Genomic DNA, 19,530 nt, shown 5'->3' on the forward strand with positions numbered 1-19,530 from the left:
ACCCTCACCCCAGCCCTCTCCCGGAGGGAGAGGGGGCGTCCGAAGTTACTCCGGTGACTCGCCCTACCGAGCTATCCCCTCTCCCCCTGGGAGAGGGTCAGGGTGAGGGCCCGCCCCAGGCCGGACTGACACCCTCCCCCCATTTCTAACCCCCAAAAAGACACCGCCCCCGCTACCGGTCAGGTAGCGGGGGCGGTGGTCTGGCCGCGCCGGGGTCTTACTTGGCGAAGCTGGTCACCATGTCGAAGATCGGCTTGGGACGCTTGAGGTCATACATCATCCCGAAGTGGCGCTCGTGGATCACCGAGAGGCTCGGCTCGTCGAGCAGTTCGTAGACGTTGATCTCGGCCACCACGTCCTTGTAGCTGGTGTTGAGCACCGTGAGCATCTGCTTGACGCTGTCGTAGCAGGCCCGGTCGCCGTCACGGCCGCCGTCGGTGTTGCCCTGGTAGACGTTGCCGCAGTTCATCTCGTTGAAGAACACCTTGGTCTTGTACTTGGTGGCCATGGCGCGCATCTGCCCCAGGTACATGTCCATCCAGTAGCCCTTGTCATCGAAGTACGGGTAGTAGTGGAAGCTGATGTAGTCGAAGTTGAAGCCCGACGCCCTGGCCTGATCGAGGAACCACATGGCACCGTTGCGATCACCCGGGCAACGGGCGGTGGCGGTGCGGTCATCCGAGTTGCACGCCATCACGTTGATGGTGGTCTTGAGGTTGGCGCCCAGCTCGTCCGAGGCCTGCTTGATGCCACGGTAGATGCCGACCAGGGTGTTGATGCGATCCTGCGCTCCCGCCTTGGAATAGTCCTGCTCGTTGCCGACTTCCCAGATCTTGATGTCGTTGGCGTAGCGCTTGGCCAGGGCATAGGCCTGCGCCTGGGTCAGCTTGTGGGTGATGACCGGTCGCAGGGTGATGTTGTACTTGCGGGCCAGGGCCACCAGGCGGTCCAGCTCGGGCAGGTTCATCACCAGGTACTCGCCGGAGCGATAGGTGCGCAGGTTGCGCGCAGCCAGGACCTGCAAGCGGGCTTCCATTTCGGCCGGCGGATAGGCCGCGCTGTTGTCGTGGCCGACCACCCCCAGCGGGATGTTCTTGTAGCCGCTCAGCGGAGCCGAGGCAACAGTCCCACCGGTAACCGGCTGGACCACGTTCTGCACCGGTTGCACGCTGGCCGCGGGGGTCGGCGTGGTCGTGGTGGCAGTGCCCTGGGCAAGCGCCGCGCTCACCTTCTTGTCGAAAGCGGTCTTGTCGTCGCCCGCCGCAGCACGCATGACGTCCAGCGGCAGGGTGGCATGCGAGCTGACGCCATTGGTGAGGCGACTGCTCCAGTAGGCACTGCCGCTGCTGTCGGCGCTGCGGCCATAGAGATTCTGGTAGACCTTGTTGACCAGAGCGGCGCCGCTCAGCGCGCCATAGAGGGCGGTCGACTCGCCATTGGCGGCAAAGGTGGCTGCCAGTTGCTCGACGCTCATGTCGCTGGCCAGGCGCGAGGCCCAGTAGTTGAGGCCACCGGCATCGGCCGCTCTACCGTAGTAGGCCAGGTAGAGCTGCTCGACGGTGGTCAGCTTGGACGAGGTCGCGGCGTTGACGGCGGTACCGGTGGCCGCACCGGTGGTAGCGCCTGTCGTGGCACCGCCCGTGGTGGTGCCGGTGGTGCCGCTACCCGTGGCCGGCGCGGCGCCGGTGGTGGTGCCGGTGGTGGCTCCGGTCGTGCCCGAGGCCCCGGTCCCGCCGGTGGTGCCCGCGGTCGCGCCGCCCGTGGCGGTCTCGGTCTTGGGCGGCGTGGTAGCGGTCGGAGTCACCTGCGGGCCGATGCCGGCGCAGCTGTCCTTGTCCAGGTACTTGGCCAGCACCGCCCACTGCGGACGCTCCTTGCCATTGATCGGCTCGACCGCCTGGTTGTAGGTGCCCCAGCCCGGGCCGGCGGCCCAGTAGGTTGCCGGAATGCAGTTCTGCTTCAGATAGGCCAGCATGCCGTCGAGGATGGGCAACCAGCGCGCATCGGTGTCAGGTACGCCGAAGCCGCCGATGAAGCCGCGCTTGTTGTTGGTCTTGAGCCAGGAGACGAAGGGCTTGAGGCGCTCGACGCCATAGCTCGGCGAGAGGGTCGCCACGTTCAGGCTGGTGTCGAAGAAGGCCTGGGCCATGAAGATCAGGTTGTTGGCCGGATCCTTGAGCTTGAGCAGCGCATCGTTCCACTGCGGCCAGCGGGTGGTGTCGGCCCAGCCGTTGCCTTCGATGAAGATCGGGTGGGTCGAATCGACCACGCGCACGCCGTCGATGCCGTACTGGGCAGCGGTCGGCCAGTTGCTCACGGCGTCGTGGGGCTCGTTCATGATGTCGTAGCCATAGAGCGCCGCATGGGTGCCCCAGCGCTGGGCGACGCGGGTCATGAGATTCTGGAAGGCCTCGTAGGGGACTTCGCCCGCGCCGATGACCTTGCCCTGGTAGCGGGCGTAGTTGTGCAGATCGAGGATGACCTTGACGCCATACTTCTGGGCGTAGCCCAGGGTGCGATCGATCAGGCCGGCATAGGTGGGGTCGAGATTGACCCCCATGGACGGTTGCAGGCGCTCCCAGAGAATGGGAAAGCGCACCAGCTTCACGCCCTTGGAGCTCCACTGCTGGAAATGGCTCTCGGCCGGGAAGATGAAGTTGCGGTCGTTGACACCGGGCAGGATCTGGGCGGCGAAGGTGGCGCCGGAGAAGTTGAGACCGACCAGGTCAACGGCCTGGGCGGAGGTGGCAAGCGAAGCGGTGGCGAACAGGGCAGGCAAGAGCAGCGCCTGACGCGGCAGGCGGCGGGAGATGGAGCTAAGGATTGTCATGCAAAGGAACCAGATAGGCCGAGGTGCGCGATTCGATCCGTGCATCCCACCTCGGTACAGCAGGAAAACTGCCGGGGAAGATCGTTTCCCCAACACCTGCAAAGCCTAGTGCAAGCGCTAGACCAATAAGAACCCGTGCCATCACGAAGCAGGGGTAAACGCAGCGTTTTGCCAGACGTACGGTGCCGATGATGGCACTTTGTCTACCGTTCGTCGGTGACCGTCTGGTCACCCGAAAGACCTGTCCCAGCGATAAAGTCAGGTTTGTCCGCTTTCTGGCGGCTCAGGGCGTGCCGGCATAGCGACGGACCAGTTCCATGACCGGTTTGGGCCGGTCCAGGTCGTACATCAGCCCGAAGTGACGCTCATGGGCAACTGGATGGGTCGGCTCGTCGAGCAGCTCGTAGACGTTGATCTCGCGGACGATGTCGCGATAGCGCCCATTGAGCTCGGAGAGGATGTATTCGAGGCTGTCATAACAGCTGCGATCCCCCGGCCGGCCACCGTCGGTGGTGCCCTTGTAGATCTCCGCGCAATTGACCTCGTTGTAAAAGATCTGCGTCCGGTACTTTTCCGCCATGGCGCGCATCTGCCCCAGGTAGAGATCCATCCAGTGGCCGCGATCCTGGTAGTGCGGGTAGTAGTGAAAGCTGATGTAGTCGAAATCGAAGCCGGCCGCCTTGGCCTGATCGAGAAACCACATGGAGCCCAGGCGATCGCCCGGGCAACGCGCCTTGGGCCCGGTGTCGTAGGAATTGCAGGACATCACGTTGATGGTGGTCTTGAGGCCGGCGTCCAATTCGTCGGAGGCGCGGCGGATGCCACGGTAGATGTCCACCAGGCGACTGATGCGGATACCCGCGCCGACCCGCGAGTGATCCTGCTCGTTGCCGATCTCCCAGATCTTGATGTCCTTGGCATAGCGCTTGGCCAGGGCATAGGCCTGGGCCTGGGTCAGCTGCTGGGTGATCACCGGTCGCAGGGTGATGCGGTACTGGCGGGCCAGGGCCACCAGGCGATCCATGCGCGGCTGATCCAGCAACAGGAATTCGCCGGAGCGGTAGCTGCGCAGGTTGTAGCGGTCGAGTAGTTGCAGGCGCCTTTCCATCTGCGCATCGGGATAGGCGGCGTTGTTGTCGTGACCGACCACGCCCAGGGGGATGTAGGGCAGCTCGGGCAGGGCGACGGATTCGGCGGCGCGGACCGGGCCACCCAGGCACAGGGCGGCGACCAGGCCGAACCAGGGCAACATTCGAGGCATCAGGTGCATCCTTGCAGGTGGGCAGCAGAGCGGCGGAGCATGGCAAAGTGCCGACAGCCCCTCAATCATGGACGCCTCCAGGCTGCGATCCCCCGCACAACCAGGCGCGTTACAGTAGGTGTCCGCGCGCCTTGTCGAGGACCTGCCCATGACCGCTCCCCTGCTGCTGGCCCAGGCCTGCAACAATCGCTGGTCGAACCATCGCCTGCTGGCGGCCTGCGCCGGTTTGTCACCGGAAACCCTGCGGGCGCCCCAACCCGCCGCCTTCTTCGGCTCGCTCTGGGCCCTGCTCGGCCATCTGCTCGACGTGGATCGCTTCTATCTCGATGCCCTGCACGACCAGCCCCGGCCCTACCAGGACACGGACTGGCCCGACCTGGCGACGCTGCATGCAGCCCAGACCGCCAGCGACCAGCGCCTGATCGCGCTGTGCCGCGGCCTCGCTCCGCCGCAACTGAGCCAGCTCATCACCCTGCCCCGCGCCAGCGGCCCGGTCCGGGAAAGGCGACTGCGCACCCTGCAGCACCTCTTCGTACACCAGCTGCACCACCGCGGCCAGGCCCACGCCCTGCTCCTGGCCAGCGGCGTGGCGCCACCGCAACTGGACGAATTCTTTCTCGCCCAGGACGAACCACTACGCCGGGCGGAGTTGGCGGCGCTGGGGATCGATGAGGAGGCGTTGTGGGGGACTGCTTTGTAGAAGCAACTGTCTTTATCGCGGCCATGCCGGTGCGCCGTAGCGACCGCTCCTACAAAAGCATCACCCCTGTAGGAGCGGCCCATGGCCGCGATTCGCTGCTGAAATTCCTAGCGCGGCGGCCGATCGCAATCTGTCCAGGAGCGCTGGGGACAAACGCCCACTCGGACAGCCCCCTCTCCCTCCGGGAGAGGGTTGGGGTGAGGGCGCCCCCAGGCACCGGCTTCCACGTGGAAAAGGCTGCGCCGTTTTCCACCCTGCGACCGCCATAGCGCAAGCGCTTAGAAATTCGCCGGGGTGGTCGCGCTGATCAGCCGGGCGGGGGCTTCGAAGGGATTGCGGAAGCGGTGCGGGCGGCTGCTTTCGAAGTAGTAGCTGTCGCCGGGTTCGAGGATGTGCACCTCGCCGCCCACGGTCAGCTCCAGGCGGCCTTCCACCACCAGGCCGGCCTCCTCGCCATCATGGGCGTACATCTCTTCGCCGGTGTCGGCGCCGGGCGGATAGGTCTCGTCGAGAAAGGCCAGGGCGCGACTGGGATGGGCGCGGCCTACCAGGCGCATGCGCACGGTGTGGGCGCCGCTGGAGATGTCGATGAGCTCATTGGCGCGATAGACCACCTGGGTCGGCGTGTCCTGCTCCAGGTCCAGGGAAAAGAATTCCACCAGCGACATGGGAATGCCGGCCAGCACCTTTTTCAGCGAACTGATGGAGGGGCTGACGCTGTTCTTCTCGATCATCGAGATGGTGCTGTTGGTCACCCCGGCACGCTTGGCGAGTTCGCGCTGGGACAGGCCCTTGAGGGTACGGATGGTTTGCAGGCGGGCACCGACGTCCAAGGTGGAAAAGACTCCTCGAGCAGGCGGGTGAGACGTGGCCAGGCCACGCGCTGAGGGCGTGCCGTGGCACGGTGTTCAGCATCATGGCAACGCTGTTCGAGATTTACAACACTACGGCGGACGTGTGGCCCCCGGGCGGCACTCGCCTGGCGGCGGCAGCGGGCAAAGGCCCCGTCCAGGGCCTAGTCGCGATAGCTGCGCGCCACCCGCTTGAGGTTGCACAGCAACTGGTAGGGGATGGTGTCGCAGCGCTCGGCCAGGTCCGCCACCGACACCTGGCGGCCCCAGAATTCCACCTCGCTGCCCACCCCGGCCTGGGGATGATCGGTGAGGTCGACGGTGAGCATGTCCATGGATACCCGCCCGATCAGCTGGCCGGGACGCCCTTCGATGGCCACCGGGGTGCCATTGGGCGCATGGCGCGGATAGCCGTCGGCATAGCCCAGGGCGACCACCCCGACCCGGGTCGGCCCGGCGGTGACGTAGCGGGCGCCATAGCCCACCGGCTCGCCGGCCGGCAGTTCGCGCACGGCGATCACCCGCGAGGTCAGGGTCATCACCGGTTGCAGGCGTTCGGCGGCGGCCTGGGCCGTGGCGAAGGGCGAGACGCCATAGAGCATCAGCCCGGGGCGCACCCAGTCGCCGGCTGCCTGGGGCCAGCCTAGGGTCGCCGGCGAATTGCGCAGGCTGGTGGGACCGGGCAGGCCCTCGGTGGCCGCGCGGAAGATGGCGATCTGCGCCGCGGTGGCCGGGCTGTCCGGTTCGTCGGCGCGGGCGAAGTGGGTCAGCTTGACGATGCCGCTGACCTTGCCGCTGGCCAGCAGTCGCCGGTAGGCGGCGGCATAGTCCTGGGGAAAGAAGCCGACCCGGTGCATGCCCGAATCCAGCTTCAGCCAGACCTGCAGCGGTCGCGATAGGGCAGTCCGCTCCAGGGCCTCCAGTTGCCAGTCGGCGTGGATCACCGTCCAGAACTCGTGCTCGGCGATCAGCGGCAGCTCGTCGATGCCGAAGAAGCCTTCCAGCAAGAGGATGGGCGCGCGGATCCCGGCGGCGCGCAGTTCCAGGGCCTCCTCGATGCAGGCCACGGCGAAGCCGTCGGCCTCGCCCGCCAGGGCACTGGCCACCGCCACGGCGCCATGGCCATAGGCATCGGCCTTGATCACCGCCAGGGCGCGGGCGTCGGAGAGTTCAAGTGCCAGGCGATAGTTCTGGCGCAGGGCGGCGAGGTCGATGACGGCGCGGGCGGGACGCATGGGAGGTCTCGGCAGGGGAAGAGTGAGGGACAGGAGGGCTGGACAACGCCCTCACCCCGGCCCTCTCCCAGGGGGAGAGGGGGAATAGCGGTCTTACGCCTTGACGGCGGCGATGACGTTCATTTCCACCAGGATGTCCGGCTTGGCCAGCTTGGCCTCGACGGTGGTGCGACCCGGGGTGGCGCCCTGGGCGGCCCACTCGTCCCAGGCGCGATTCATGCCCTCGAAGTGCAGGGCGATGTCGCGCAGGAAGATGGTCACCACCAGGATGTGCTGCTTGTCGCTGCCGGCCTCGGCAAGAAATTTGTCGACGTTGGCCAGGGTCTCGCGGGTCTGCTGATAGATGTCGCCGGAAAAGTCGTCGGCCAGTTGGCCGGCCAGGTAGACGGTGCCGTTGTGGATATTGATTTCGCTGAGGCGGCGATCAGTGTGCAGACGCTGTACGGGCATTGCGCGGGGACTCCTGGGTGGCGGAATAACGGGAGATGTCGAGACCCTCGGCGCTGATCTGCGGCTGCTTGCGGGCGATCAGATCGGCCAGCAGGCGACCGGAGCCGCAGGCCATGGTCCAGCCCAGCGTCCCGTGCCCGGTATTGAGGAACAGGTTGCGATAGCGGGTGGCGCCGACGATGGGGGTCCCGTCCGGGGTGGCGGGTCGCAGACCGGTCCAGAAGCTGGCCCGGGCGAGGTCGCCACCGCGAGGATAGAGGTCACCGGTGATCATTTCCAGGGTCGCGCGGCGGCGCGGATCCAGGTTCAGGTCGAAGCCACATATCTCAGCCATGCCGCCGACGCGGATGCGATCGTCGAAGCGGGTGATGGCGACCTTGTAGGTCTCGTCAAGGATGGTCGAGGTCGGTGCCATGGCGGCATAGACGATGGGCACCGTCAGCGAATAGCCCTTGAGCGGATAGACCGGCGCGCGGATGCCCAGGGGTGCCAGCAATTGCGGCGAATAGCTGCCCAGGGCCAGGACGTAGTGGTCGGCGGTGAGCAGTTCGCCATCGACCCTGACGCCGTCGATGCGATCGCCATTGGCGCTGAGTTGCTGGATCTCGGCGCCGAAACGGAATTCCACGCCCAGGCGGCGGGCTTCCTCGGCCAGGCGATTGGTGAACAGGAAGCAGTCGCCGGTCTGGTCGTTGGGCAGGCGCAGGCCTCCGGCCAGCTTGTGCTTGACCGCCGCCAGCGCCGGTTCGACCCGGGCCACGCCGTCGCGGTCGAGCAATTCGAAGGGCACGCCGGAACGCTCCAGGACGGTGATGTCCTTGGCCGCGGCCTCCACCTGCTGCTGAGTGCGGAAGATCTGGGTGGTGCCCAGCTGGCGGCCTTCGTAGGCGATGCCGGTGTCTTGGCGCAACTCGTCGAGGCAGTCACGGCTGTATTCGGACAGCCGCACCATGCGCTCCTTGTTGACCGCATAGCGCGCCGCGGTGCAGTTGCGCAGCATCTGCGCCATCCACAGGTACTGGTTGCTGTCGCCGGTCAGGCGGATGGCCAGGGGCGCGTGCTTCTGGAACAGCCACTTCAGCGCCTTGAGCGGCACGCCGGGCGCGGCCCAGGGCGAGGCATAGCCAGGGGAGACCTGACCGGCGTTGGCATGGCTGGTCTCCAGGGCGGGACCGGCCTGGCGATCGACCACGACCACCTCGAAACCCTGACGGGCCAGATAGTAGGCGCTGGTCGTGCCGATGACGCCGCTCCCCAAAACCAGTACACGCATCGCTAGCTCCTGGCCGGTGAGAGGATTTCGCCGGCTTTCGTCGGAATGAAGGCAGATACGGCAAGTATAGAAAGCCGCTCGCAGTGCTAATCACTGAAGAATTGCCTATATTCGGAGTAATTTTCCGGTAAAGACCCCTTTGGCAGAGACCCCCGCGATGCGTACCCATCACCAGGCCAGACGCGAGCTGGACAAGATCGACCGCAACATCCTGCGCATCCTCCAGGACGATGGCCGCATCTCCTTCACCGAGCTGGGCGAACGGGTGGGGCTGTCCACCACGCCCTGCACCGAGCGCGTCCGCCGGCTGGAGCGCGAAGGCATCATCCAGGGCTACAACGCCCGCCTCAATCCGCAGCACCTCAAGGCCGGGCTGCTGGTGTTCGTCGAGCTGAGCCTGGACTACAAGTCCGGCGACACCTTCGAGGAATTCCGCCGCGCCGTGCTCAAGCTGCCCCAGGTGCTGGAATGCCACCTGGTCTCCGGCGAATTCGACTACCTGGTCAAGGCGCGCATCTCCGAGATGGCCTCCTACCGCAAGCTGCTGGGCGACATCCTGCTCAAGCTGCCCCATGTGCGCGAATCTAAGAGCTACATCGTGATGGAGGAGATCAAGGAGACCCTGAGCCTGCCGGTGCCGGACTGACGGCTGGCGAGCCCGGGGATCACCGTCTAGGCTGCGGGTTTTGCATCGACAGCCAAGGAGGCCGCCCATGGATCCCCACCAGCGTCAGTTCATCACCGCCGCCAATCGCCAAGCCTGGGAGGTGTCGGCGCCGCTGCATGCCCAGGGCGAGGACTGGCAGCGCCTGCTGGAACAGGCTCGCCAACCCGGCTTCTCGGTCCTCGATGCCTGCCTGACCGCCACCCTCACCGCACTGGACATCCGCGGCCTGAGTTGCGCCCAGGTCGGCTGCAACAACGCCCGCGAACTGCTTTCCCTGGCGGCCTTCGGCGCCCGGCCCGCCCTGGGCATCGACCAGTCGCCGGCCTTTCTCGCCCAGGGCGAGCAGCTGGCCAAAGCCGCGGGCCTGGCGCCGCGACTGGTGGCCGCCGACATCTATGCCCTGCCCGCCGGGCTCGGCCAGCACGACTTGGTGCTGATCACCATCGGCGTGCTGAACTGGATGCCGGACCTGCCGGCCTTCTTCGCCGCGGTGCAGAGCCTGCTGGCACCGGGCGGACGTCTGGTGATCTACGAGACCCATCCCTTCCTGGAAGTCTTCGAGCCCCATGCGGACCAGCCGCTGGTGCCGCGCTACAGCTACTTCCGCCGCGAGCCGCTGGTCAGCGCGGACCTCATCACCTACGACGGCCTGGATCACGGCCAGGGCGCGCCGAGCTACTGGCATATCCATACCCTGGGGGCCATCGTCACCGCCTGCCTGGACGCCGGCCTGAGCTTGCAACGGCTGGAAGAGCATCCGCACTCCAATCGCGAGGCCGACTATGACGGCTACATCGGCCAGACCGCCCAGTTGCCGATGAGCTTTACCCTGGTCGCCCAACGCCCGACGGCTTAGAACCTATTCAAAGTCAGCTGCGCGTCGGCCAAACCGCGTCGAACAGACTTTCGGAATGCTCATTTACTCTGTGTAAACTCCGCTTCCTCAAGTCTGTTCTCCTTGTCTGGCTCTAGCTCGCAAGACTTTGAACAGGCTCTCGTCCCTTTCGCCTGCTAAATCAGACGCCGCCTATGCAGCCCCACGCGCCTTCCTATTACGCCGCCACCGCCAATCTGGACCTGGACTTTCCGCCCCTGGAGGGCGAGGTCCAGGCGGATGTCTGCGTGGTCGGCGGGGGCTTTTCCGGGCTCAATACCGCCCTGGAGCTGGCCGAGCGGGGCGCCCGGGTGGTGCTGCTGGAAGCCCGCCGCATCGGCTGGGGCGCCAGCGGCCGCAACGGTGGTCAGCTGATCCGTGGCGTCGGCCATGACGTCGAGCAATTCGAGTCGGTCATAGGTGCCGAAGGGGTACGCGAACTCAAGCGGCTGGGCTTCGAGGCGGTGGATCGGGTACGCCAGCGCATCGCCCGCCACGGCATCGACTGCGCGCTCACCTGGGGCTTCGCCGACCTGGCCAACAAGCCGCGCCACTGGCGGCACCTGCAGGAAGAGCATGCCGCGCTGCAGGCGCTGGGTTACCCCCATCCGCTGCGACTGGTGCCCAAGGCCCGCCTGGCGGAGGTGGTGGGTTCCGAGCGCTACCAGGGTGCTCTGATCGACGAGGGCTCCGGCCACCTGCATCCGCTCAACCTGGCCCTTGGCGAAGCCGCCGCGGCGCGGGCGCTGGGCGTGCAGCTGCACGAAGACAGCCAGGTCACCCGCCTGGAATACGGCCCCCGGGTGCGCGTCCACACTGCCCGCGGCCGGGTCAGCGCCGACACCCTGGTGCTCTGCTGCAACGCCTATATCGACGACCTGCAACCCGACCTCGCCGCCCAGGTCCTGCCGGCCGGCAGCTATGTGATCGCCACCGAGCCGCTCTCCGCCGAGCGCGCCGCGCGGCTGCTGCCGGGCAATCGCGCGGTCTGCGACCAGAACGTGGCGGTGGACTACTTCCGCCTCTCCGCCGACCGCCGCCTGCTGTTCGGCGGCGCCTGCCACTATTCCGGGCGCGATCCCCGGGACATCGCCGGCTACATGAGGCCGAAGATGCTGGAGGTCTTCCCCGAACTGGTGGATGTGCGGGTGGACTACGCCTGGGGCGGCATGATCGGCATCGGCGCCAATCGCCTGCCGCAGATCGGTCGGCTGCGCGAGCACCCCAACGTCTTCCATGCCCAGGCCTATGCCGGTCATGGGGTCAACGCCACCCACCTGGCCGGTCACCTGCTGGCCGAGGCCATCCTGGCCCAGTCGGCCGGTTTCGACCTCTTCGCCCGGGTGCCCCATGCGCGCTTTCCCGGCGGTCGCCACCTGAGGTCGCCGCTGCTGGCCCTGGGCATGCTCTGGTATCGCCTCAAGGACAGCCTGTGATCCGCCTGCTCGTCCCCCTGCTGCTGGCGCTGCTAGCCGGCTGCGCCACGTCGATTCCGCGCCACGCCTCCCAGGTGCTGCCGGTCGCCGGCACCGCCCTGGACAGCCAGGTGCGCGCCGCCGGCGCCGCCCATCCGGGTCTGTCGGGACTGCGCCTGCTGGAAACCAGCACCGACGCCTTCACCGCCCGCGCCGAGCTGATCCGCAAGGCCCAGCGCAGCCTGGACATCCAGTACTACATCGTCCACGACGGCCTGACCACCCGACTGCTGGTCAACGAACTGCTCAAGGCGGCGGATCGCGGCGTACGCATCCGCTTCCTCATCGACGACACCAGCAGCGACGGCAACGACTACCAGATCGCCGTGCTGGCGGCCCATCCCAATGTGCAGATCCGCGTCTTCAATCCGCTGCACCTGGGTCGCAGCACCGGTCCGACCCGGGCCCTGGGCCGGCTGGTGGATCTCAACCACCAGCACCGCCGCATGCACAACAAGCTGTGGCTGGCCGACGACAGCGTGGCCATCGTCGGCGGACGCAACCTGGGCGACGAATACTTCGATGCCCGCCCGGAGATGAATTTCACCGATCTCGACCTGCTCGCCGCCGGTCCGGTGGCGCGCCAGCTGGGCACCAGCTTCGACCAGTACTGGAACAGTCCGCTGAGCCAGCCGGCCCGGCGACTGCGCTGGTTCGCCCCCTCACCCACCGCCCTGGTGCGGCTGCGCGCGCGGCTGCATCACTACCTCGACAGCGAACGCACCCGCGACCTGGCGCTGTACAACCGCCTGCGGCGCTACGCCACCGCGCCCCAGCTCGACGGCTGGCTGCAGGAGCTGACCTGGGCCCACGCCCAGGCGTTCTGGGATGCGCCGCGCAAGGTCTTGGCCGAGGACGAACCGGACTGGCAGCTGCTGCTCACCCATCAGCTGCAACCGACCCTGGACGGCGCCCAGCACGAACTGCTGCTGGTCTCTTCCTACTTCGTGCCGATGAATCAGGGGGTCGCCTACCTGGGCGGCCTGGCCGCCCGCGGCGTCGATGTGCGGGTGCTGACCAACGCCCTGGAAGCCACCGACGTGCCCGCCGTGCACGCCGGCTACGCGCCTTATCGCGCGGCGCTGCTGGCCCAGGGGGTCAGGCTCTATGAGTTGCGCGCCCGCCCGGACCAGAAGCGATCCGCGCTGCCCTACAGCTTTGGCGAATCCGAATCCAGTCTGCACAGCAAGGCCATGGCCATCGACGGACGCTGGTCCTTTATCGGCTCCTTCAACTTCGATCCGCGCTCGGTGCTGTGGAATACCGAGGTCGGCATCCTGGTGGACAGCCCGGTCCTCACCGGCCGCCTGCGCCAGCTGATGCTGCAGGGCATGGACCCGAGCGTCTCCTACGCCGTCAAGCGCGTCGAGGATCGCGGGCAGGTACGGCTGGAGTGGGTCAGCGAACGCGACGGCCAGCCGCGGGTGCTGCACCACGAACCCGGCAGCGCCTGGCGCCGCTTCAACGCCTGGGTGGTCAAGGCGGTGGGGTTGGAGCGGATGCTCTAGGCTTCGCCCTCACCCCAACCCTCTCCCGGGGGGAGAGGGGGTTAGCTCGCAGGTTGGGTTGAGACGGCTCCACCGTCGAAGCCCAGCAACCACCACCGTGCCAGTCCCGTTGGGCTTCGCTGGCGCTCCAGCCCAACCTGCGACTCCATCAATCTCCCTGCGAAAAATCCGGCAATTGCTCATTTTATGAGCAGTAGTCGACCAGGACTTCGGCTAAGGTCGACCGCATTCATCGGCCCCGCTCCGGCACCCGGCCGTCCTATGCATCGAGGATCTCACATGAGCGCTACCGCCCTGCGTCACGACTGGACTCTCGCCGAAGTCCGCGCCCTGTTCCAGCAGCCCTTCAACGACCTGCTGTTCCAGGCCCAGGGCGTGCATCGCCAGCACTTCGATCCCAATCGCGTGCAGGTCTCCACCCTGCTGTCGATCAAGACCGGCGCCTGCCCGGAAGACTGCAAGTACTGCCCCCAGTCCGGCCACTACAACACCGGCCTGGAAAAGGAAAAGCTGATGGAGGTGCAGAAGGTGCTGGAGGCGGCCGCCGAGGCCAAGGCCATCGGCTCCACCCGTTTCTGCATGGGCGCCGCCTGGAAGCATCCCTCCGCCAAGGACATGCCCTACGTGCTGCAGATGGTGCAGGGCGTGAAGGCCCTGGGCCTGGAGACCTGCATGACCCTCGGCCGCCTGGACCAGGAGCAGACCCGCGCCCTGGCCGACGCCGGCCTGGACTACTACAACCACAACCTGGACACCTCGCCGGAGTTCTACGGCAACATCATCACCACCCGCACCTACGGCGAGCGCCTGCAGACCCTGGCCTACGTTCGTGAAGCCGGGATGAAGATCTGCTCCGGCGGCATCCTCGGCATGGGCGAGTCGGTGGACGACCGTGCCGGCCTGCTGATCCAGCTGGCCAACCTGCCCGAGCACCCCGAGTCGGTGCCGATCAACATGCTGGTCAAGGTCCAGGGCACCCCGCTGGCCGAGGAAAAGGACGTCGATCCCTTCGACTTCATCCGCACCCTGGCGGTGGCGCGCATCCTCATGCCCAAGTCCCATGTGCGCCTGTCCGCCGGTCGCGAGCAGATGAACGAGCAGATGCAGTCCCTGGCCTTCCTGGCCGGCGCCAACTCCATCTTCTACGGCGAGAAGCTGCTGACCACCGGCAATCCCCAGGCCGACAAGGACATGCAGCTGTTCGCCCGCCTCGGCATCCAGCCCGAAGCCCGCGAAGAGCACGCCGACGAGGTGCACCAGGCCGCCATCGAGCAGGCCCTGGTGGAGCAGCGCAACGGCGAACTCTTCTACGACGCCGCCACCGCCTGACCCCTGCCGTTCCCCTCTCCCCCTGGGAGAGGGCCGGGGTGAGGGTAAACCACCGCCCAACCCGCGCTCCAGACCACCCCCTCTCCCCTCGCGAGAGGGCTGGGGTGAGGGGCCTTCCAACGCTACCGAGACTCCCCATGGCCTTCGACCTCGCCGCCCGCCTGGCCCAGCGTCACGCCGAGCACCTCTATCGGCGCCGCCCTTTGCTGGAAGCGCCCCAGGGGCCCGAGGTGGTGGTGGATGGCGAGTCCCTGCTGGCCTTCTGCAGCAACGACTACCTGGGCCTGGCCAATCATCCCCAGGTGATCGCCGCCCTGCGCGCGGGCGCCGAGCGCTGGGGCGTGGGCGGCGGCGCCTCGCACCTGGTGATCGGCCACAGCGGTCCGCATCACCAGGTCGAAGAAGCCCTGGCCGACCTCACCGGGCGGCCACGCGCCCTGCTGTTCTCCACCGGCTACATGGCCAACCTGGCAGCCATCACCGCCCTGGTCGGGCGTGGCGACACCGTGCTGGAAGACCGCCTCAACCATGCCTCCCTGCTCGACGCCGGTCTGCTCAGCGGCGCGCGCTTCGGCCGCTATCTGCACAACGATCCGGCCAGCCTGGCCACGCGCCTGGCCAAGGCCGAGGGCGACACCCTGGTGGTCACCGACGGCGTCTTCAGCATGGACGGCGATCTGGCCGCCCTGCCCGAGCTCTGCGAGGTCGCCCAGCGCCATGGCGCCTGGACCCTGGTGGACGATGCCCACGGCATCGGCACCCTGGGCGCCAGCGGCGGCGGCATCGTCGAGCACTTCGGCCTGGACCAGGGCCAGGTCCCGGTGCTGGTCGGCACCCTGGGCAAGGCCTGCGGCACCGCCGGGGCCTTTGTCGCCGGCAGCGAGGAACTGATCGAGACGCTGATCCAGTTCGCCCGCCCCTATATCTACACCACCAGCCAGCCGCCGGCGGTGGCCTGCGCCACCCTCGCCGCCCTGCAGCTCGTCCGTGAGGAGGGCTGGCGCCGTGAGCTTCTGCACACTTTGATCCAGAGATTCCGCAGGGGCGCGACGGCCCTCGGCCTGGACCTTATGCTCAGCGCCACGCCGATCCAGCCGATCCTGGTCGGCGACAGCGCGCGCGCCCTCGCACTCTCCGCCGCCCTGCGCCGACGCGGGATCCTGGTCACCGCCATCCGACCGCCCACCGTACCGGCCGGCAGTGCCCGCCTGCGGGTGACCCTGACGGCGGCCCATCGCGAAGCGCACGTGGACCTCTTGCTCGACGCTCTGGCCCAGGCCATGGCCGAATTACCGCCTGACGCGGATAAGTGACCGACCAATGCGCGATACCCTGATCTTGCTGCCCGGCTGGGGCCTGGGCAGTGCTCCGCTGGAGCCCCTGCGTGACGAACTCGTCGAGCAGGCACCCTTTCTCGACGTGCTGATCGAGCCGCTGCCGGCCCTGGCCGACACCCAGGACTGGTTCACCGACCTGGAAGCCCGCATCGCCGAAGGCGGCTGGCTGGCCGGCTGGTCGCTGGGCGGCATGCTCGCCAGCGAATTCACCCTGCGCCGCCCCCAGGGCGTGCACGGTCTCATCACCCTGGCCAGCAATCCCTGCTTCGTCGCCCGCGCCGGCTGGCAGACCGCCATGGCGCGCAGCGTCTTCACCGACTTCTTCGAGGCCTGCTCGCTGGACGCCGAGCAGACCCTCAGGCGCTTCACCCTGCTGGTGGCCCAGGGCGCCCGCGACAGCCGCACCCTCGCCCGCCAGTTGCAGGTGACCCTGCCGGAGATCGAGCCCGAGGTGGTCATCGCCGGCCTGGAGTTGCTGGCACGCCTGGACACCCGCGCCGCCCTGCAGGCCTTCAGCGGTCCCCAGCTGCACCTGTTCGGCGCCCACGACGCCCTGGTGCCGGCCGCGGCGGCCCAGGCCCTGCGCGACGAGCTGCCCAATGCCCAGGTCGAGGTCCTGGAGCACGCCAGCCATGGCCTGCCCCTGGAACGCCCGGACGAGGTGGCCACCCGTATCCGTGAATTCATCTATGCAGGACGCGATGGCTGACGTATTGCCCGACAAGCGCCAGGTGGCGCTGTCCTTTTCCCGCGCCGCCGCGCAGTACGACGGCGCCGCCCTGCTGCAACGCCGGGTCGCCGATGGCCTGCTCGCCCGGCTACACGCTCTAGACAAGCAAGTCTGGCTTGACCCGCAACGCTGGCTGGACCTGGGCAGTGGCACCGGCTATTGCAGCCGCGCCCTGGCCCGCCGTTATCCGCAGGCCGAAGGCCTGGCCCTGGACCTGGCACCCGGCATGCTCCGCCACGCCCGCGCCCAGGGCGCCGGTGCCCGGCACTACCTCACCGCCGATGCCGAACGCCTGCCGCTGCGCGCGGAGAGCTGCGATCTCATCGTCTCCAGCCTGGCCCTGCAGTGGTGCCCGGATCTGCCCAGGGTGCTCGCCGAGGCGCGGCGCATCCTGCGCCCGGGTGGCGTGCTGGCCTTCAGCAGCCTGGTCGCCGGCACCCTCGACGAACTGCGCCAGAGCTGGGCCCGGGTGGACGACCAGGTGCACGTCAATCGCTTCCGCCCCCAGACGGCCTATGTCGCCGCCGCCCAGGCCAGCGGCCTGCAGCGGCTGACGCTGGAGGTCGCGCCCGAGCGGCTGCACTTCCCCGATCTGCGCGCCCTGACCCAGCACCTCAAGGCCATCGGCGCCCACAACCTCAACCAGGGACGTCCCCAGGGCCTCACCGGTCGCCAGCGCCTGGCCGCCTTCACCCAGGCCTACGAGAGCCTGCGCGAGCCCACCGGCCTGCCCGCCACCTACCAGGTGATCCACGTCCTGCTGCGCAAGGAATGACCCCCATGTCCGCCTACTTCGTCACCGGCACCGACACCGAGATCGGCAAGACCACCATCGCCGCCGGCCTGCTGCACCGGGCCCGGCTGCAGGGTCTCGCCACCGCCGGGGTCAAGCCGGTGGCCTCCGGCTGCGAACGGACCGCCGCGGGCCTGCGCAACGGCGACGCCCTGGCCCTGCTCGGCGAGACCTCGCTGCCGCTCGACTACACCGACATCAATCCCATCGCCCTGGAACCCGCCATCGCCCCGCATCTGGCAGCCCGCGAAGCCGGCATCGACCTCAGCGTCGCCGCCCTGGCCGCCCCGGTGCGGCGGATCCTGGCGCTGCAGGCCGACTTCACCCTGGTGGAAGGCGCCGGCGGCTGGCGCGTGCCCCTGGCCGGCCGGGAGTCCTTGTCCGATCTGGCCCGCGAGCTGGGTCTGCCGGTCGTCCTGGTGGTGGGCGTGCGCCTGGGCTGCATCAACCACGCCCTGCTCAGCGCCGAGGCCATCCTCGCCGACGGCCTGACCCTGGCCGGCTGGGTGGCCAACCTGGTGGCACCGGCCACCCTGCGCCTGGACGACAACCTGGCCACCCTGCACGAACGCCTGCCGGCGCCCTGCCTGGGCACGGTGCCGTACCTGGCCGCGGCCACGCCGGCGGCGGTCGCCGCGCACCTGCGCCTGCCCGGCTGATATCAGTCTTTCGGGCGATGGCCGGTGGGCCAGGCCGGCGGCAGACTGCCCTGTCTGCCGCTGCCGGATCGCCCGAGTGCCTACCTTCAAGTTCCTGACCTGCCTGGGCCTGCTCGGCCTGACCAGCACCACCTGGGCGCTGGACAACCAGACCCGCGTGGAGCAGCGCGGCGAGCGCCTCGGCGCCTTCCTGAGCCAGGCGCCGGATACCCGCCAGGGCACCCTGGAGGTCAGCCAGAGCGGTCGTGCCAGCCAGGCCTATCTCACCCAGAGCGTCTCCCAGGGCGACCGTACCCGCGTCGAGCAGGGCGGCGTGGGCAACTTCACCAATGTCACCCAGGCCGCCGGTGGTGCGCGCGAGGTCAGCATCGACCAGCGCGAAGCCAGCCAGAGCCACGCCTATGTCTACCAGGGCCATGGCCAGCGCAATACGGTGGAGATCGTCCAGCGCGGCCTGCTCGACGAAGCCCTGGTGCGCCAGGGCGGTGACGACCAGCGGCTGCGCATCGAGCAGGAGGGCGCGCGCAACGGGCTGAATCTGTTCCAGGACGGTCGCGACAGCGCGGCGCGACTCAGGCAGGTGGGCGAGGATCACGTCCAAGACGTGCTGAGCCTGGGCGCGCGCAACGAGGTCGAGCTGCTGCAGGGTGGCGCCGCCAACCGGGCGGTGGTCGAGCAGCGCGGCGACGACAACCGGGCCGGCGCTCGCCAGGGCGCGCGGCAGCAGGACGTCCAGCTGATCCAGATCGGCAACCGCAACCAGGCGGCGGTGCAGCAGAACGGCCTCGACGCCAGCCCCCAGCGCGTCAGCGCGCGGCAACTCGGCGACGACAATGCCGTCCAGGTGAATCTGACCGGCAATGGCAACCGCCTCGAGCTGCAACAGCAGGGCTATCGCAACAGCGCCGGCGTCCTGATCGGCGGTGAGGATTCGCGCCTGACCCTGACTACCCAGGGCAACGACAACGAGATCAGTGCGGTCTGGGTGGGCGACAACCTCGAGCTGAGCGTCGAGCAACTGGGTGATGGCCATCTGCTGCAGGCAGGACTGGCCAGCGATGCGCGCGTCAGCGTTAGCCAGCAGGGCGCCAGCCAGTACGCCTCCATCAGTCAGGTCGGTGCGGGCAACAGCCTCGACCTGCGCCAGAGCGGCCAGGGCAATCGGGCGACGATCCAGCAATAGCCGGACACAGGCGGTGACAGGGACTGCTGGTTCTTTGGCGTCAAAGCTGCTTCAATAGCCCTTTGACATCACCGTCGAGGACCCTGTCCATGAACGTGACTTCAAGCAATTCGCTCTATGCCGGGGTGCAGGCCTACCAGAACGGTAGCCGCACGGTCGAAAAGGCCGGTGCCGCCCTCGCCTCCCAAACGGCCCGCAACGTACAGGAAGCCCTGGCCGCGACCACCAACAGCCAGGCCGATCTGGCCAGCGAGCTGGTCAATCTGGATGTCGGCAAGTACCAGGCGCTGGCCGGTACCAAGGTCATGCAGGCCTCGCAGGAAACCCTGGGCCGGCTGCTCGATACCCGGGCCTGATCAGAAAGCTTTGAGCAAA

At 67.8% G+C, this 19,530-nt stretch carries 18 protein-coding genes; 12 read left to right on the plus strand and 6 right to left on the minus strand.

Annotated elements, in window-relative coordinates; translation table 11 throughout:
- Positions 1 to 217 precede the first annotated feature (217 nt).
- Complete coding sequence (locus POR01S_RS06290) at positions 218 to 2,830, minus strand: cellulase family glycosylhydrolase (protein WP_042134609.1); 2,613 nt, start codon at positions 2,828 to 2,830, stop codon at positions 218 to 220.
- Between the two features lie 283 nt (positions 2,831 to 3,113).
- Positions 3,114 to 4,091 (minus strand): glycosyl hydrolase 53 family protein, encoded by a 978-nt coding sequence (locus tag POR01S_RS06295; RefSeq protein ID WP_235389961.1) that lies wholly within the window; start codon positions 4,089 to 4,091, stop codon positions 3,114 to 3,116.
- A gap of 148 nt (positions 4,092 to 4,239) precedes the next feature.
- Here POR01S_RS06295 and POR01S_RS06300 point away from each other — a divergent pair, with 148 nt between their 5' ends.
- Positions 4,240 to 4,791 (plus strand): DinB family protein, encoded by a 552-nt coding sequence (locus tag POR01S_RS06300; RefSeq protein ID WP_042134611.1) that lies wholly within the window; start codon positions 4,240 to 4,242, stop codon positions 4,789 to 4,791.
- A gap of 278 nt (positions 4,792 to 5,069) precedes the next feature.
- Here POR01S_RS06300 and POR01S_RS06305 read toward each other — a convergent pair whose 3' ends face one another.
- The 4 genes from POR01S_RS06305 to dadA form a co-directional block, all read right to left on the minus strand.
- Positions 5,070 to 5,624 carry a cupin domain-containing protein gene (locus POR01S_RS06305; protein ID WP_027597429.1) on the minus strand — a complete coding sequence of 185 codons (555 nt, stop codon included), beginning with the start codon at positions 5,622 to 5,624 and terminating at the stop codon, positions 5,070 to 5,072.
- A gap of 182 nt (positions 5,625 to 5,806) precedes the next feature.
- On the minus strand, positions 5,807 to 6,877 hold the full coding sequence (alr, locus tag POR01S_RS06310; protein WP_042134613.1) for an alanine racemase: 1,071 nt from the start codon (positions 6,875 to 6,877) through the stop codon (positions 5,807 to 5,809).
- 93 nt (positions 6,878 to 6,970) lie between these two features.
- Positions 6,971 to 7,327, minus strand: coding sequence for a RidA family protein (locus tag POR01S_RS06315; protein ID WP_027597427.1), 357 nt, complete (start codon positions 7,325 to 7,327; stop codon positions 6,971 to 6,973).
- The gene (gene dadA / locus POR01S_RS06320; RefSeq protein WP_042134615.1) at positions 7,302 to 8,600 is read right to left on the minus strand and encodes a D-amino acid dehydrogenase; all 1,299 of its coding nucleotides are present in this window, start codon (positions 8,598 to 8,600) and stop codon (positions 7,302 to 7,304) included. Before dadA ends, POR01S_RS06315 begins: the two co-directional genes overlap by 26 nt.
- Before the next feature lie 157 nt (positions 8,601 to 8,757).
- Between dadA and POR01S_RS06325 the strand changes: the two genes are divergently transcribed.
- The 11 genes from POR01S_RS06325 (at position 8,758) to POR01S_RS06375 (ending at position 19,511) form a co-directional block, all read left to right on the plus strand.
- Positions 8,758 to 9,246, plus strand: coding sequence for an Lrp/AsnC ligand binding domain-containing protein (locus POR01S_RS06325; protein ID WP_007159864.1), 489 nt, complete (start codon positions 8,758 to 8,760; stop codon positions 9,244 to 9,246).
- 67 nt (positions 9,247 to 9,313) lie between these two features.
- A complete protein-coding gene (locus tag POR01S_RS06330; RefSeq protein ID WP_042134617.1) occupies positions 9,314 to 10,123 on the plus strand; it encodes a class I SAM-dependent methyltransferase in 810 nt (269 codons plus the stop codon).
- A gap of 173 nt (positions 10,124 to 10,296) precedes the next feature.
- Positions 10,297 to 11,577, plus strand: a complete 1,281-nt coding sequence (locus POR01S_RS06335; RefSeq protein ID WP_042134619.1) for an NAD(P)/FAD-dependent oxidoreductase — start codon at positions 10,297 to 10,299, stop codon at positions 11,575 to 11,577.
- Entirely contained in the window at positions 11,574 to 13,124 is a 1,551-nt protein-coding gene (locus tag POR01S_RS06340; protein WP_042134621.1) for a phospholipase D family protein, read from the plus strand. The genes POR01S_RS06335 and POR01S_RS06340 overlap by 4 nt, the downstream gene beginning before the upstream one ends.
- Before the next feature lie 279 nt (positions 13,125 to 13,403).
- Positions 13,404 to 14,453 (plus strand): biotin synthase BioB, encoded by a 1,050-nt coding sequence (bioB, locus tag POR01S_RS06345; RefSeq protein WP_027600655.1) that lies wholly within the window; start codon positions 13,404 to 13,406, stop codon positions 14,451 to 14,453.
- A 137-nt stretch (positions 14,454 to 14,590) separates the two neighbouring features.
- Positions 14,591 to 15,766: an 8-amino-7-oxononanoate synthase gene (gene bioF / locus POR01S_RS06350; protein ID WP_042134624.1), complete on the plus strand. Its 1,176-nt coding sequence runs from the start codon at positions 14,591 to 14,593 to the stop codon at positions 15,764 to 15,766.
- A gap of 7 nt (positions 15,767 to 15,773) precedes the next feature.
- On the plus strand, positions 15,774 to 16,499 hold the full coding sequence (locus tag POR01S_RS06355) for an alpha/beta fold hydrolase (protein WP_042134626.1): 726 nt from the start codon (positions 15,774 to 15,776) through the stop codon (positions 16,497 to 16,499).
- Positions 16,480 to 17,295 (plus strand): malonyl-ACP O-methyltransferase BioC, encoded by an 816-nt coding sequence (gene bioC / locus POR01S_RS06360; RefSeq protein WP_042134628.1) that lies wholly within the window; start codon positions 16,480 to 16,482, stop codon positions 17,293 to 17,295. The genes POR01S_RS06355 and bioC overlap by 20 nt, the downstream gene beginning before the upstream one ends.
- Before the next feature lie 5 nt (positions 17,296 to 17,300).
- Positions 17,301 to 17,972: a dethiobiotin synthase gene (gene bioD / locus POR01S_RS06365; RefSeq protein WP_042134629.1), complete on the plus strand. Its 672-nt coding sequence runs from the start codon at positions 17,301 to 17,303 to the stop codon at positions 17,970 to 17,972.
- A 76-nt stretch (positions 17,973 to 18,048) separates the two neighbouring features.
- The gene (locus POR01S_RS06370) at positions 18,049 to 19,155 is read left to right on the plus strand and encodes a curlin (RefSeq protein WP_042134631.1); all 1,107 of its coding nucleotides are present in this window, start codon (positions 18,049 to 18,051) and stop codon (positions 19,153 to 19,155) included.
- Between the two features lie 89 nt (positions 19,156 to 19,244).
- Positions 19,245 to 19,511 carry a hypothetical protein gene (locus tag POR01S_RS06375; protein WP_042134633.1) on the plus strand — a complete coding sequence of 89 codons (267 nt, stop codon included), beginning with the start codon at positions 19,245 to 19,247 and terminating at the stop codon, positions 19,509 to 19,511.
- The last annotated feature ends 19 nt before the right edge of the window (positions 19,512 to 19,530 follow it).

Origin of the sequence: Pseudomonas oryzihabitans NBRC 102199, assembly GCF_000730625.1 — a bacterium.
GTDB classification, from domain to species: Bacteria; Pseudomonadota; Gammaproteobacteria; order Pseudomonadales; family Pseudomonadaceae; genus Chryseomonas; species Chryseomonas oryzihabitans.